This is a genomic window from Rhodococcus sp. GB-02 (genome assembly GCF_053470465.1).
Genome location: NZ_JBPUKE010000001.1, coordinates 1,126,536 through 1,139,916 on the forward strand (window position 1 = coordinate 1,126,536; position 13,381 = coordinate 1,139,916).

Annotated in this window: 12 protein-coding genes; 5 read left to right on the top strand and 7 right to left on the bottom strand. The window is 60.2% G+C overall.

Translation table 11 applies throughout. The features are described from left to right. Nucleotides 1–4 precede the first annotated feature (4 nt). On the bottom strand, nucleotides 5–571 hold the full coding sequence (locus ACSW29_RS05380) for a TetR/AcrR family transcriptional regulator (RefSeq protein ID WP_317827491.1): 567 nt from the start codon (nucleotides 569–571) through the stop codon (nucleotides 5–7). A 111-nt stretch (nucleotides 572–682) separates the two neighbouring features. Between ACSW29_RS05380 and zapE the strand changes: the two genes are divergently transcribed. Then, on the top strand, nucleotides 683–1,630 hold the full coding sequence (zapE, locus tag ACSW29_RS05385) for a cell division protein ZapE (protein WP_347871819.1): 948 nt from the start codon (nucleotides 683–685) through the stop codon (nucleotides 1,628–1,630). Between the two features lie 9 nt (nucleotides 1,631–1,639). Here zapE and ACSW29_RS05390 read toward each other — a convergent pair whose 3' ends face one another. Continuing rightward, nucleotides 1,640–2,389 (bottom strand): helix-turn-helix transcriptional regulator, encoded by a 750-nt coding sequence (locus ACSW29_RS05390; protein WP_317827489.1) that lies wholly within the window; start codon nucleotides 2,387–2,389, stop codon nucleotides 1,640–1,642. Here ACSW29_RS05390 and ACSW29_RS05395 point away from each other — a divergent pair. Together ACSW29_RS05395 and ACSW29_RS05400 are read left to right on the top strand one after the other, a co-directional pair. Further along, complete coding sequence (locus ACSW29_RS05395; RefSeq protein WP_448276749.1) at nucleotides 2,364–3,209, top strand: ABC transporter ATP-binding protein; 846 nt, start codon at nucleotides 2,364–2,366, stop codon at nucleotides 3,207–3,209. The genes ACSW29_RS05390 and ACSW29_RS05395 overlap by 26 nt on opposite strands. After that, a complete protein-coding gene (locus tag ACSW29_RS05400; RefSeq protein ID WP_317827487.1) occupies nucleotides 3,206–4,513 on the top strand; it encodes an FtsX-like permease family protein in 1,308 nt (435 codons plus the stop codon). The genes ACSW29_RS05395 and ACSW29_RS05400 overlap by 4 nt, the downstream gene beginning before the upstream one ends. An 18-nt stretch (nucleotides 4,514–4,531) precedes the next feature. On the opposite strand, the gene ACSW29_RS05405 is transcribed toward ACSW29_RS05400, so the two are convergent. From ACSW29_RS05405 to ACSW29_RS05425, 5 genes are all read right to left on the bottom strand, one after another. Further along, nucleotides 4,532–5,380: a sterol desaturase family protein gene (locus ACSW29_RS05405; protein WP_448276750.1), complete on the bottom strand. Its 849-nt coding sequence runs from the start codon at nucleotides 5,378–5,380 to the stop codon at nucleotides 4,532–4,534. Between the two features lie 293 nt (nucleotides 5,381–5,673). After that, complete coding sequence (locus ACSW29_RS05410; protein WP_317827485.1) at nucleotides 5,674–7,053, bottom strand: glutamate decarboxylase; 1,380 nt, start codon at nucleotides 7,051–7,053, stop codon at nucleotides 5,674–5,676. Between the two features lie 89 nt (nucleotides 7,054–7,142). Beyond that, nucleotides 7,143–9,128 carry a YhgE/Pip domain-containing protein gene (locus tag ACSW29_RS05415; protein WP_317827483.1) on the bottom strand — a complete coding sequence of 662 codons (1,986 nt, stop codon included), beginning with the start codon at nucleotides 9,126–9,128 and terminating at the stop codon, nucleotides 7,143–7,145. Nucleotides 9,129–9,131: 3 nt separating this feature from the next. Continuing rightward, nucleotides 9,132–9,767 carry a hypothetical protein gene (locus ACSW29_RS05420; protein WP_411742555.1) on the bottom strand — a complete coding sequence of 212 codons (636 nt, stop codon included), beginning with the start codon at nucleotides 9,765–9,767 and terminating at the stop codon, nucleotides 9,132–9,134. A 204-nt stretch (nucleotides 9,768–9,971) separates the two neighbouring features. After that, a complete protein-coding gene (locus ACSW29_RS05425) occupies nucleotides 9,972–11,252 on the bottom strand; it encodes a metal-dependent hydrolase family protein (protein ID WP_317827480.1) in 1,281 nt (426 codons plus the stop codon). 170 nt (nucleotides 11,253–11,422) lie between these two features. Here ACSW29_RS05425 and ACSW29_RS05430 point away from each other — a divergent pair, with 170 nt between their 5' ends. Together ACSW29_RS05430 and ACSW29_RS05435 are read left to right on the top strand one after the other, a co-directional pair. Continuing rightward, complete coding sequence (locus ACSW29_RS05430) at nucleotides 11,423–12,064, top strand: hypothetical protein (RefSeq protein ID WP_448276753.1); 642 nt, start codon at nucleotides 11,423–11,425, stop codon at nucleotides 12,062–12,064. A gap of 995 nt (nucleotides 12,065–13,059) precedes the next feature. Further along, on the top strand, nucleotides 13,060–13,296 hold the full coding sequence (locus ACSW29_RS05435; protein WP_448276754.1) for a DUF1049 domain-containing protein: 237 nt from the start codon (nucleotides 13,060–13,062) through the stop codon (nucleotides 13,294–13,296). The last annotated feature ends 85 nt before the right edge of the window (nucleotides 13,297–13,381 follow it).

Genomic DNA, 13,381 nt, shown 5'->3' on the forward strand with positions numbered 1-13,381 from the left:
TCTTTCAGGTGGCGCCAACGCCGCGCAGGTAGATGTCGATCGGGATCCGAAGTTGCCGAACGGTTTCGGAGGAGCGAGGATCTCGGCTACGCGCTCCGAGGCAATAGTCGAAGATCAAGCCCTCCAGAAGGCTCAGGAAATTTGCGGCAGCGGCGTCAGGGTCGTCTACGCCAACGGTTTCGAAGACGGCTCTTGCCTTCTTCAGCGAAAACAGACTGCCTTCGAGGAGTTGGCGCAATGTCGAATCTCGAGGTATTTCCAGGAGCAGTGCATATCGCGCGATCAATTCGTGTCTGCGGTGCGAAAGAAGATCGTCGAGGTACTCGGCCGTCAGGGCGGCAGGATCGGTGGGCCTCTTGTGGAGTTCGTCGAAAGTCGAACGTGACCGATGCATGATGTGCAATGCGGTTGCTTCGAGAAGTGCCTTGCGAGTTCGGAAATAGTACGACGTCGAACCGGCAGGAAGTTCCAGGGACTGATCAACCGCCCGATGGGTGAGTGCACGCGGGCCCTGCTCGGCGATGATCGTGACGGAGGATGCCGCGATGAGGGCTCTGCGATCAGGCTTCATGTCGTTCCTTGCTGTCGATGTTGCATGCTGCTGATGGTGCGTCGTGAGGGTCACATTGACTCGATTTGCCTTCGATCTCTAGCCTCGACTCTACAGACGTAGAGGAGTCTCATGTTACTGGACGAAGAGCAGTTGGCGGCACGTGAAGCTCTCGATGGCCTGCGAACCCGGATCTCCGGCTGTGAGGTCAGCGGAGGGATCTACCTCTGGGGAAGCGTCGGTCGCGGTAAGACGATGCTCATGGACGAGTTCTACGGCAGCATCCCAGTCGGCAAGCGGCGCATTCACTTTCATCGGTTCTTTGCAGATCTGCACTCCCGGGCGCACGAACTCGGGTCGATGGGCGCGGCACTGGACCACGTGGTGGACGGAATCCGCGTGCTCTGTTTCGACGAGTTTCATATCGACGACGTCGCCGACGCGATGTTCATGGCAAGGGTTCTCGATACAATCGTCGCGAAAGGTGTGACTGTTGTTGTCACGTCCAACGTCCCGCCGACCGAGCTTCTTCCGAATCCGCTCTTTCACGAACAGTTCGTGCCGTCCATCGAGTTGATCGAGCAGACTCTCGAGGTGATCGAGTTGGGTGGCTCCGTCGACTATCGGACAACTGGACAACCAAGTGCCGGGGACTACCGGTTTGCGACAGGGGAATTCCTCGTCGACTCGGAAATCGTCAGGCCCTCGGGTGAGGGTGTCGAATTGACGATCGGCACACGCACATTGGCATGCTCGGCGATTCGAGACGATGTCGTCTGGTTCGACTTCGAGGTGCTGTGCGGCGGTCCGACCTCGGCTTCCGACTACCTCGAACTCGCCTCCCGCTTCGACGACTGGGTGATCTTCGGGGTGCCGGCGCTAGCCGAAGCTTCGGAATTTGCCGTCCGCCGCTTCGGTAACGTCGTCGATGTTCTGTACGACGCCGATGCACGACTGACCGTGTATGCCGCTGCCGGTGTGGAGGAAGTGGCGGGCAGTCTTCGGGACATTCCCGGATTGGCGCGCCTCTACAGCCGACTGTCGCTACTGGCGCGGTCGGAGCTGGACAGCGTCAGTTGAGGCGCAGCGTCAATTCCAGGTGAGATCACCGGTCGCGGCGCTGGGCGTGAGCCCGAACATACTGTGGCAGATACGGTTTAGATGGGCACTGTCGGTGAATCCGGCCTCGTGTGCGCTGGTTGTCAGGCTTGCGCCGCTGCTCAACACTTCCATGGCGCGTCGTAGCCGTAGCCAACGAATGTAGGTCGAAAAGCTCATCCGCAGTTGATCGTTGAAGATTCTCCCCAGCCTGCCGGGCGACATGGAGACCAGCGCAGCGGTGTCCGTCAGCGTTATCGGGCCCGAGATTCGCTCGGGCAGTAGCGTCAGAGCAAGCTCGAGAGCAGGGTGAAGCGTGTCGGTGTTCGACGGCTGTCTGCCCTCGGAGAGTGAATCGAGGAGCCTCGCTGCGTATTCCAGGTCCGAATCAACGCCACGGTCTGTTCTCGCTACTGCTGTCTGCCCGCGAGTCGACCATTCGGCCACGCCGCCGTGGTCGGATTCAGGCGGCCTGATGCGCCGGCCCATTCCGGTGGTGGAATCGACATAGATCGCCCGCCCTCGCGCGCGCTCGGAGGCGGACAACGAGTGCACCGCTCCGGAGGGAACGATCACGGCTCCCACGATTGCACTGTGACCTGTTCCGTCGGTGACCGTGACGGACCCGGCATCGACGATCATGATCTGAACAGCGGCGTGAGCATGCGTGTGCGCCGATCCGACGGCGCCGGAGAACATGAGAATTCCGGGCTGCATGTGGACGTCGCCGGACCAGGTCATGTCAGCGATCATAGTGACGACCCTGACAGACCTCGGGGTCCGGTCATCCTCCGGTAGGACCGAGGTGAGTTCGAAGATCGTGCGCTGGGCCGATGTGTATGTGACGGGTTCGCGAGAGGCTGTACCCATGAACAACGCACAATCACCCGCAGTCCTGTCGGTCCACTCGCTGGGCAAGTCGTACGGCGACGTTCCGGTGCTCCGCGGTGTGTCTCTGGAAGTTCGTGCGGGCACTGCCACGGCGATCATGGGTCCTTCAGGGTCGGGCAAGTCGACTCTGCTGCACTGCATGTCGGGAATCGTGAAGCCTGATTCGGGCGCGATCCTGTTGAGCGGTAGGCATATCGAGAACCTCGGTGAGAACGATCGGAGTCGTCTTCGGCGAGAATCCTACGGTTTCGTCTTTCAATCGGGTCAGCTGTTGCCGGAGCTTCCGGCGATCGAGAACGTTGCTTTACCCTTGGTACTCAACGGGTTGTCCATCGCGGAAGCCAAGCGGACGGCGCACGGTTTCTTCGCGCCTTTGGGGCTGGAGGGATTGCAGGACCGTCGCCCGGGTCAGATGTCGGGTGGGCAGTCGCAACGTGTCGCGATTGCGCGAGCGTTGGTGACCAAACCCGCCGTTCTCTTCGCAGACGAGCCGACCGGTGCCCTCGACGCGCAGACGAGTTGGGAAGTGATGAGGGTGTTGCGTGATTCGGCTCAACAGATCGGTTCTGCGTTGGTCGTCGTCACTCACGATGCCGAAGTCGCTCGCTGGTGTGATCGCACGATGATGATGCAGGCAGGCTCGCTCGTCGGGACACAGGTGGCGGCATGAAAGCCACAGCGCGTGTCGCCCTGATGACGGTGCGAGGTGAAGGCAGAAAGGCGTTGAGTACCTTCGCGCTCCCCGTATCAGCCTTCGCCGCGTCAACCACCCTGTTGCTCACGGTTCTCGGTGGCTACGGTGCCTTTGCGGGCCGATCGAGCGAACCTGAGTCAGAGGCATATCTCGCGCTCGCCGGGGTTGCCTCAGTGTTGATGATCGTCCCGGCAATCACTCTCGGTCTGGCGGCGGCCCGCTTGGGTGCCCGTCGTCGAGACGAACGTCTGGCAGCGCTGCGACTCATCGGATCCACGCCCCGTCAGATTGTTGCGCTGTGCGCTGCCGAATCGGGTGTCCAGGGCTTGGTCGGTGCGTTGATCGGCGCACTGGGGTACTTCCTCGCGTTGCCGCTCGTGGCGCTCTTGCGATTTCAAGGTCGCACTTTCGACTGGGGTGAGCTGTGGGTCGGTGCACTTCCTCTGGTGGGCATCGTATTCGGAATGACCGTACTGGCGGCTTTGACGTCGATGCTCGGGATGCGTCAGGTGTTCGTGAGTCCGTTGGGGGTCACGGCGGGCAATCCGAGTGCCGCGCCGAAGATGATCTTCGCTGTTGCGGGCGTCGGGGTTCTGTTGGGATGGAGTGCATTCGGTGGTGCCGCGGCGAGCATCGCGGCAATTCTGGTGGGACTTGGCCTCTGCTTCGGCGTGGTTGCGCTGCTCGGTCCGTTCGTCATCTCGTTGCTCGGACGGATCATGCTCCGATTCGCGAGGGACGGTGCTTCGTTGATAGCGGCACGTCGGGTCTTGGACAACCCGAAGGCCGTGTGGCGCACGGTCAGCGGTGTGACGATGGCAAGTTTTGTTGCCGCCGGCACGTCTTTGCTCGCCGCAATCGGCAACGGAGAGGGTCAGGAACTGCAACCGGGACAGGAATTCTTGTTCGCCGACATGAGAACCGGTGTGTTGTTCACGCTCGGAGCAACGTTCACGTTGGCAGCTGTCTCGTCTGCACTCACCCAGGTATCCGGGATCCTCGACAACCGCGAGCTCTATCGGAGTCTGGCTCTGGCCGGTACACCTGTCGAGGTGATGGACAGTGCCCGCATGCGCCACGTTCGCACTCCCGTGATCGTAATGGCGCTGGCCGGCGCCGGCGCCGCACTGCTGTTCCTCTTCCCGCTGGCAGGGGCAGTCGTACTGACCACCCCGATGGCACTCGTTCAGTTAGGCCTCACCCTGGCAGCGGGGATTGCGTTGGTGTTGGCCAGTGCATTCGCAGCCAGGCCCGTCATGCGTCGGGTACTCGCCGGCTGAATCTCAACCCGTCGTCCGTCAGGTCTGTCTCCGGAACGGTTCCGCCAACTGGCCGAGATAGCCGTCCGGGTAGTCGGGCTTGGCCGCCATACCGAGATCGTCACTGCTGAATCGCTTTTCCGGATCGAAGGAATAGGTACGGAACAGGTGGTCCCAGATGAGAGTGAACAATCCGAAGTTGACGTCACCGATTCCAGCCCACTTCAGGTGATGGAATCGGTGACCGGTGTTGAGCGCGAGGATCGGACGCAGAGGACCGATTCGGTAGTCGGCATTCGAATGCTGAAGCAAGAGTTGGACAGCGACACAAACGGCGAGTGCCGACGCAACCGGGACGGGCATCCCGAGAAGGATCAGCGGCAGGACGCCGCCTGCGGTTTCGAAAGTCTGATGCACGGGATGTTTCATGAGTCCGTTCATGCCGTAGAACCGCTCGAGGCTGTGATGGACCGCGTGAAAACGCCACAACCATCCAACCTTGTGGCTGATCAGATGCACGACGGTGATACCGAAATCCGCAATCAGTACTGCGAACACAACCTGAACGACAAACGGAAGTCTGCTCGGCCACAACCCGTCGAACGGAATCACCGCTGCCATCAACGGAATGACGGCGACACTCACCAGGATGAGTGATTCGTTGACAAACGCGTGGATTGCGTCGCGAAACCTGTCCGTTCCCGGGGCATTCCACGAAGATTCGTAAGGAAGTGCGCGTTCGGCCGCGAAAGAGCAGACCACGGCGAAGAGAATCAGAGTCACCAGCGACCATTTCGGTGCACCGGATGCCGCGAGCGCAATTGCCGCCCCGTTGATTCCCAAGAGCATGAACGGGACGTACCCGTATCTGACGATGAACGTGAGCATGTATTCGATGGTGCACGGCGCGGGTGGTCCTCGACTTGTACGAATCGGTCGACTTTCAGTCAGTCGAAAACTGCCAGACGTACGTTTGACATGGACATCTGCTGCAGTGCGATCTTCGCGGTGAGCGCACACGCACCGTGGTTCCGGTCGATCCGTACAAACGGCGTGCACTGACGGGGCTGGCAGGCGGAGTCGATCTTTGCCTGTTGCAAAGTGTTCGTTGGTGCAGCTGGTCGTCCAGAATTAGAAGCTTGTTGAGGGGAAGCGGTTCTGAGGCTGCCCCTCAACAGCAGCTAGTGGGCGAAAGCAGTCCTTTGGGGTCGATCGGCGGTGCTCTTACGAAGTTGCTCGACGACTTCGTTGATGGCGGTGGCGAGTTTGTACGCGAGATCCTGGCTGAAACCTTCTCGTAGCACGATCCGCAGGACCGCGACATCTTCGGCGTCGGCGGGCATGGTGTACGCGGGCACTTGGAATCCGCGTGCCCGGAGTTCGTGGGAGATGTCGAAGACCGTGAAGCCTGGGTCGTCGACGACTTCGAAGGACAAGACCGGTATAGCGGTGCCGTCGGTGATGATCGCCATGTTGTCGATCTTGGAGATTGCGGCGGAGAGCATAAGCGCGGTGTCGCGCAGCGATTCCATGATCTGGGTGTATCCGGCGACGCCGAGGCGGATGAAGTTGTAGTACTGCCCGACGACCTGGTTGCCAGATCGAGAGAAGTTGAGGGTGAAGGTCGGCATATCGCCGCCGAGGTAGTTGACCCGGAACACCAAGTCTTCCGGTAGGTGTTCTTTCGAGCGCCAGACGACGAAACCGATGCCAGGATATGTCATGCCGTACTTGTGGCCACTGACGTTGATCGAGACCACACGCGGAACCTTGAAGTCCCACATCAGCTCCGGGTGCAGGAACGGGACGACGAAACCTCCACTGGCAGCGTCGACGTGGAGGGGGACGTCGGGACCACCGTTTGCGGCGATATCGTCGAGGGCTTCGGCGATCTCGGCGACGGGTTCGAGCTCGCCGGTGAATGTAGTGCCCAGGATGGCGACCACGCCGATGGTGTTCTCGTCGACGGCGTCACGGACCTGTTCGGGAGTGATGACGTAGCGGCCCTTTTCCATGGGGAGGTATTTCGGTTCGACGTCGAAGTAGCGGCAAAACTTTTCCCAGACGACCTGGACGTTGCTGCCGAGGATGAGATTGGGCTTCGTGGTGTCTTTACCTTCTTGTTCGCGGCGCTGGCGCCAGCGCCATTTGAGTGCGAGTCCGCCGAGCATCACAGCTTCGGAGGACCCTACCGTCGAGACCCCCGTTGCGGACGCAGGGTCGGAGGTCAGCCCTTCTGCGTGGAAGAGGTCGGCAACCATGTTGACGCACCGAGTTTCGATCTCCGCTGTCGCGGGATACTCGTCTTTGTCGATCATGTTCTTGTCGAATGTCTCGGCCATCAGCTTGTCGGCCTGAGGATCCATCCAGGTGGTGACGAAGGTTGCCAGGTTCAGTCGGGAACTGCCGTCGAGCATCAGTTCGTCGTGGATGAATCGGTACGCCGCTTCGGGATCCGACTCGGCCTTGGGCATTTTGAGAGCTGGAATCGGATCGGTGCCGAGCCGTCCTGTGTACGCCGGTGCGAGGGTTTCGGTGGGAGCTGCGAAGCTGTCTGACATTTTTTCTCCTCCAGTATGCGAGCGTGCGGGGTACGACTCGGACAGTGATTCAAATGTGGTCGACTGTGAAGATGTTGCTGTGCAGTGCTTTACACCTCGATGGACGGGTACAGGCGTTCCATGGTGTAACGCCGGTTGCGGCGTACGGAGAGTGCGCTGATAGTCATCGAGACGAGCAGAATGCCGGTCAGGACGGCGATTGCTGTCCAGAGTCGAGAGTCGACGTGTTCGGCGGTGATGAGTTGCCGGAGGCCATTGACGGTGTATGTCATCGGGTCGAACGGATGAATGTATTGGAAGGGCGTCGCTGTCGTGGGCACTGGGTAGATGCCGCCGGCGGAGACCAGTTGCAGCATCAGGAAGGCCAATGTCACCACTCGGCCGACTGCGACGCCGAAGAGAGCATTGAACATCTGGATCATCGCCAAATACGTCGCCGAGACCAGCATCAGGAACAGGATCGTTCCGGGAACGTGTTTGACGTCCAGGCCGACCCCGATGTGTACCACGGCGTACATCGTGATCACTTGGAGGATGCCGATGAGCAGTGCCGGCCAGTAGGAAGCCAGAACTGTTCGATAGAGGCCGAGGTTACTGACAGTTGCGCGGGATTGTAGCGGGGTCAGCAGCATCCAGGTGATGATGCAGCCGACGAACAGGGCCAAGGAGAGGAAGAACGGCGCGAATCCGGTACCGAAGGTGGGTGCCTCGTTGGTGTAGTCCTGCTTGAGTGCGACTGGGGTGGACAGGGTGTCTGCGGTAGCGGTGCGTTGCGCGTCGGTCCAGCTGGGTACTTGCCCAGCGCCCTGTGCGAGTGCGTCTGCCAGTTCGCCCGAGCCTGATTGCAGCTCGACCATCCCCGAAGCTAACTGATCGGCTCCGCTCGCGAGCTGGGTGCTGCCATCGGTCAACTGGATCAGTCCGGAGTTCAAAGTCGTGGCTCCGGAACTGAGCTGGTCGGCGCCGTCGCGTAGTTGCCGGACGTCTGAGGCGAGCCCGCCGTTTTGCAGCAGTGCGAGTCCGGATTGCAGGGGACTGGATGGATCCGTCAACTGGTATTCGAGCGCGCGCGCATCACCGCTGAGGCGTGCTATCTCCGCTTGTAGTGCGGCAGTGTCACTTTGGGGTTGTGCTGCCACGAGAGGTGTGAGAGCTGCAACGGCCTGTTGTGCGAGCGGATCGGTGCTGGGTCCGAGAAGGTCGAGCACCCGCTGGATTGCCGGGGAGACGGTAACCTGTGGCGGCTGGGGGAGGCGATCCCCGAGGGTGGTGAGGGATTGCCGCAGTTGCGCAGCTTGCGCACCGACGTCGGAGACGGCAGTGGAGTCGAGGGCGTTGAGTAGTGGGTCGGCGACGCCGTCGATGGCTGTGGCGAGTTGCCCGGCGCCGGCCGCGAGCTGCGCGGAACCATCGCGTGCGGTGACCATGTTGGTGGCGAGTTCGCCTGCACCGGAGCTCAGTTGATCGGCCCCACCTTTGGCGGTGTCGATCCCGGCCGCGAGGGTCTTCGCTCCGTCGGCAGCCTGGCCCAGGCCCGAACCGGCGGTCTGTAGGCCCGTCAGCACTTGGCCGACGCCTTGGGCGCCGATGGTCGAGTTGACCTGATTGATGACCTGTTCGGACGCGTCCTGCCCGATGATGGTGGCTAGATAATTATTGGCGTCGTTGAAGGTGAAGGTGAGATCGGCCTTCTCGGGGTTGTCACCGTTGGGTGACTCGACAGCGTCGCTGAAGTTCTCCGGCAAGGTGATGGTGAAATAGTACTTGCCGCTCGAGAGTCCGGCTTGGGCTTCTTGATCCGAGACCTCCGCCAAATCAAGTTGCCCGGAGGCGATGAGCGACTTGACGACCTGATCGCCGGCATCGACTTGTTGGCCTGTCGACGTTCGCCCCGAGTCGTTATTGACAATCGCTGCGGGGATCTTGTTCACCTCGCCGAACGGGTTCCAGAAAGCCCACAAGTACATGGCTCCGTAGAGCAACGGCAACAAGATGATGGTGACGATCGCGATTCGTGGCAGGGTGCCGCGGGAGTAGCGTTTGATATCACTGCCCAGAGATATACCTGCGAGCATCGCTCACCGTCCTTCGGTCATGACGCCGATGTCACCGGCGCCCAGCAGGCCGTGCATGTTCACCACGGCATGGACGCCGCTGTCGGGCGGAAGGTCGTTGACATCGGCGGTGATCACCGACTGGTGCTCTCCCAATTCGACCAGTCGGCGTAACAAGGTTGCCCGCTCGTCGTCGTCGGCGATCTTGTCGACTCGACCCACCACCAGTAGCGGTGGCCTTTTGGTGTTCGCGACGGCGATCCGCAGCAACATTTGCTGGATCTCCGGGAGATCGTCGACGAAGGCGTTGAGCGGCGGAAGATCGACCTCACCAAATGTGTGCGCACACATATCTGCCACTTCGGCCTCGTTCACGCGGGGCACGAATTTGTACCACGGTGAGTTCCATCGCAACTGTTCGGTCACCATGTCCCGCACCGTCACCGATGGGCGAACTTCGTCGAGTTCGTTCAGACATGCGATCGCCGAGACAGCCAGAATTCTCGTGGGTTTCTCGTAGCCCAGCACAGTCAATGACCCGGACGATAATCGCATCCGTCCGCATAGTGCCATCAGCAGGGCTGTGCGCGCGGCACCCGACTGCGCAGCCAGGACGGTCACACCGCCAGCCTCGATGTCGATGTCGAGTGGACCGAACACATGCCCCCACGGCCCGTGGAGTTCGATACCGCGGGCGGACACCAACGACCCCTCGACTCGGTCCTCCGGCAATTCCCAACGCTCGAAACGTGTTTCAACCAACTTGGACTCCCGACTCAGTGGAGCACTAGGACACATCGACCCCCTCAGGTGTTCAGCTCGAATTGGCTGCACGTCTGACGGATCGACGCGATGAAGACGTTGTCACAGTATGTTTTTGACGACCTGACCATTTTTGACAATGACGGAGAGATGTTTGGCCGGATCAGCGAGCAGGCTCAGATCCTCGAGTGGATTGCCGTCGACGAGAAGCACATCTGCCCACGCATCCTTGGTGATCACTCCGAGAGGTGCTTGCCGGTACGGATCGCGTTCGCCGGCAAGACGGAAGAGTTCGGCATTTCCCGACGTGAGCATCCGGAGTGCTTCGGCATTGCTGTAGTGATCACCGAGTCGCGCCGCCATTTCACTCTGCCGCGGCGCAAGCTGAGGCTCGAGCAAAAGATCTGTACCCCACGCTGTTTTGACACCGTGCTTGCGCGCCCAGCTGTACACATCGTCAGTGCCGGTGCAGATTTCGCGATCCTTTTCTGCGCGGCCCGGATCCGGATAGTGGTGATCGCCCAGCGCGAAGGGCTGCATCGAAAGCCAGATGTCCTTCTCAGCCATCAGAGCGATCGTCGCCTCGTCAGCGAGATGACCGTGCTCGATGGATTTCACGCCGGCTTCGATGGCGCGGCGAATGCCGGTGACGTTGTAAACGTGGGTGGCGACGTAGGTGCCGTAGTCGGTGGCCGCGTGCACTGCTGCACGAAGTTCGGGATCGGTGAACTGGACCGTGTAGAGCGGGTCGTACATCGACGCAGCGCCGCCGCCGACCATCATCTTGATCTGAGATGCGCCCTTCTTCAGCTGTTCGCGAACGGCCGCCAGTACCCGGTCAGGGCCATCTGCGACGCGCATGAAACCAATTTCTTCGGCGCGAGACTGTTTGCCTCCCAACGCGGTCGGGCATTCGTAGACAAACCCGAAGTCGCCGTGTCCGCTGGTTTGGGAGATGGCAGCCTGCGAAGGGTAGATGCGCGGCCCCTCGAACAGGCCTCGATCGATCACGGACTTGATGCTGCTTGTGTCACCGGCCATGTCCCGGACCGTGGTGAACCCGCGGTGCAGCATGTTCTTTGCTTCAGCGAGGCCGTTGAGTGCGATGTGTGCTTCACTGCCGGTCACCATGTCGACGTACGAATTCGCGTTACCGACCAGGTGAACGTGGGCATCGCTCATGCCGGGCATGAGTACTCGGTTCCCACCGTCCACGACAGTGGTCTCGCGGCTCGGATCGTCCCCGACAGGCGACTCCGACACCGCGGCGATCGTGGTGCCGTCGATCAGCACATCCCCGGCGACAAGGGACGAGGAGGTGCCGTCGAAGACGCGGACATTGCGAAACAGCAAACGATTTCCAACTCGAGGATTGGCTGTCATGAATCGGACATTAGCACCCAAAGCGGAGTCATACTTCAGTAAAGTAAAAAACAATCAGATGGTTTGAATTTGTCGCTGTGTACCCGCCACGGACGAATCGAAATCAGTGCCTGATGACCTAGGCCCCGTTTGGAGGACTTTTCACACGAAATCCAAGTACACTGCAGCACATGCTGATTCACCCGACCATTCGAATGCAGTCGTGGGGATTCGTGATCGGATCCGCACTCTTCGCGCTCGGGTCGGCACCCTTCCTGTCGGTCTTCTTCGGTGCCGCACTCGCCAACAGCTTCTTCTTCGCGGGCTCGTGGTTCTTTACCTGCGCGGCGTTCGTTCAGTTGGTTCTGGCCGGGCCAGCAACCACCACCGACTCTGGCCGTCCCGCGGTCCGGGCGGTCTGGCTGTCTGCTGCCGTGCAGTTACTCGGGACGATCTTGTTCAACGTCAGCACCGGGGCTGCGCTGCACGCGCTTACGCTACGAGGCGAGATGCACTTGGTCTGGAATCCGAACGCGGAGGGCTCGATAGCCTTCCTCGTCTCGAGCGGACTGGCCGTCCTCATCCTGCTGAGGGAAGGAACTTACTGGGCACCACAATCGAAGGAATGGCAAAGCGTGTGGCTCAATACCTTGGGATCCATCGCATTCGGAGTCTCCGCGATCGGATCGTTCGTCTTGCGAGACGGGAACACGTTGGACCCGAACATGGCTAATATCGGAACCTTTGTCGGCGCAGTATTCTTCCTGCTGGCATCCGCTGTCTTCCTCGGAAGAAGCAGCCTTCCGGCGTCGTCTATGGCAGAAGCAGTCTGAACGCGCCACGTCGCGCGCGCAATATCGAGGAATTCGATGAAGCGGGGGATTTGCCGACCTGAGCTGGCTCTGTATCGCTGGTCTTACTCGATCAAGTTGTCAAACTGCCGGATATTTTCTGAAGAATTAGGTAAGGATATAGGATGCGTTCACTCTGGAGTTGACGTTTCGCGCGCGCGTTTTGCGTAGTACGCGTAGATTATCCGCTGATGAACGGGCAGCAGTCGGATGCTGACGCATTATTTTCACTTGTTTATCATTTTTTACGAGGTGGCAAGCTTGTTGATCGGGTGTTAGGACCAAAGTCGCATGCGACATTCGGCGGAGTTCAGCCAACCCCCTCGTCCGGCCACTTGGCGCCGCCAGCAGATACCAGCCGATCCTCTTCGGCCTCCTTCTTCTGTCTCGCCGGCCAGCGCATGGATGCCCCCACCTTCCGTGCGGGCCAGGCGGTGAGAACGCCCAGTTCGTACCAGGTGACGAGGGCGGATACCGGTGGTTACTCCCGGCAGGTTCCACAGGTGGGCGAGCGGGGCGGCGAGAGTGACCAACAATAGAACAGGACAGAGGGCCCCGGCGAGACTGACTGAACGGAAGCGCGCAGCCGCTGAAGTTGGGGCGAGGCGGTACGCGCGGTCAGAAGCACAGGATTGGTGTGACACGCAGTAACGCATCTGAACCGCATGAGAATGCCTGAGGTTGAAGCGAAATTACCAGGACGGCAGTGCGTGAAGGTCCATTCTTTAGAATGCTAAAGCCGACCATTTAGGCGCCATGCATGTTAGATTTCGGTTAGTCACGTAATCCCAGTTGGTGCCGATCCAGGTTTCAGACATCACCGTAATTGCGGGTACGAAACCACGACCCGGCGAGACACGAAATCTCAGATCCTCGCCGCCTGACGTGAGCAGAACTGGATTGTTGAGGGAGAGCCCGGCATCTCCTCGAACGCAGCACTAGATCGATATCACTCGACAGGGAATGGGGTACCTCCCATGAGTTCGGAAACCCGGAATACAACCGCGCGATCAGTACTCACATCACGTAACACCCTCGCTCTGCTGTTGGTGGTGCTGGCGGTGATCTTCATCCTCCAGAACCGCGCCGCGACCACGATCCAACTGTTCTGGGTCTCCGTGCAGTCCCCACTCTGGCTCATCCTCGTCGTGATACTCGTCCTCGGATGGATCGCTGGCTTGCTGATCAACCGCCGCGCGAAAACCGCTACCTGAATCTCGAGGACGAAGAAAATGATCGCAATCCGGACAGTCAAGGTCCGGAGTATATGCGCTCGGGGATCACCGATCGCGATCCAGG

Bases quoted from the DNA above. Each gene is read 5' to 3' on its own strand.
- ACSW29_RS05380 (WP_317827491.1), bottom strand. From the start codon at position 571: ATGAAGCCTGATCGCAGAGCCCTCATCGCGGCATCCTCCGTCACGATC.
- ACSW29_RS05400 (WP_317827487.1), top strand. From the start codon at position 3,206: ATGAAAGCCACAGCGCGTGTCGCCCTGATGACGGTGCGAGGTGAAGGC.
- ACSW29_RS05415 (WP_317827483.1), bottom strand. From the start codon at position 9,128: ATGCTCGCAGGTATATCTCTGGGCAGTGATATCAAACGCTACTCCCGC.
- ACSW29_RS05430 (WP_448276753.1), top strand. From the start codon at position 11,423: ATGCTGATTCACCCGACCATTCGAATGCAGTCGTGGGGATTCGTGATC.
- ACSW29_RS05425 (WP_317827480.1), bottom strand. From the start codon at position 11,252: ATGACAGCCAATCCTCGAGTTGGAAATCGTTTGCTGTTTCGCAATGTC.
- ACSW29_RS05435 (WP_448276754.1), top strand. From the start codon at position 13,060: ATGAGTTCGGAAACCCGGAATACAACCGCGCGATCAGTACTCACATCA.
- ACSW29_RS05395 (WP_448276749.1), top strand. From the start codon at position 2,364: ATGTGGACGTCGCCGGACCAGGTCATGTCAGCGATCATAGTGACGACC.
- ACSW29_RS05390 (WP_317827489.1), bottom strand. From the start codon at position 2,389: ATGACCTGGTCCGGCGACGTCCACATGCAGCCCGGAATTCTCATGTTC.
- ACSW29_RS05405 (WP_448276750.1), bottom strand. From the start codon at position 5,380: ATGCTCACGTTCATCGTCAGATACGGGTACGTCCCGTTCATGCTCTTG.
- ACSW29_RS05410 (WP_317827485.1), bottom strand. From the start codon at position 7,053: ATGTCAGACAGCTTCGCAGCTCCCACCGAAACCCTCGCACCGGCGTAC.
- zapE (WP_347871819.1), top strand. From the start codon at position 683: ATGTTACTGGACGAAGAGCAGTTGGCGGCACGTGAAGCTCTCGATGGC.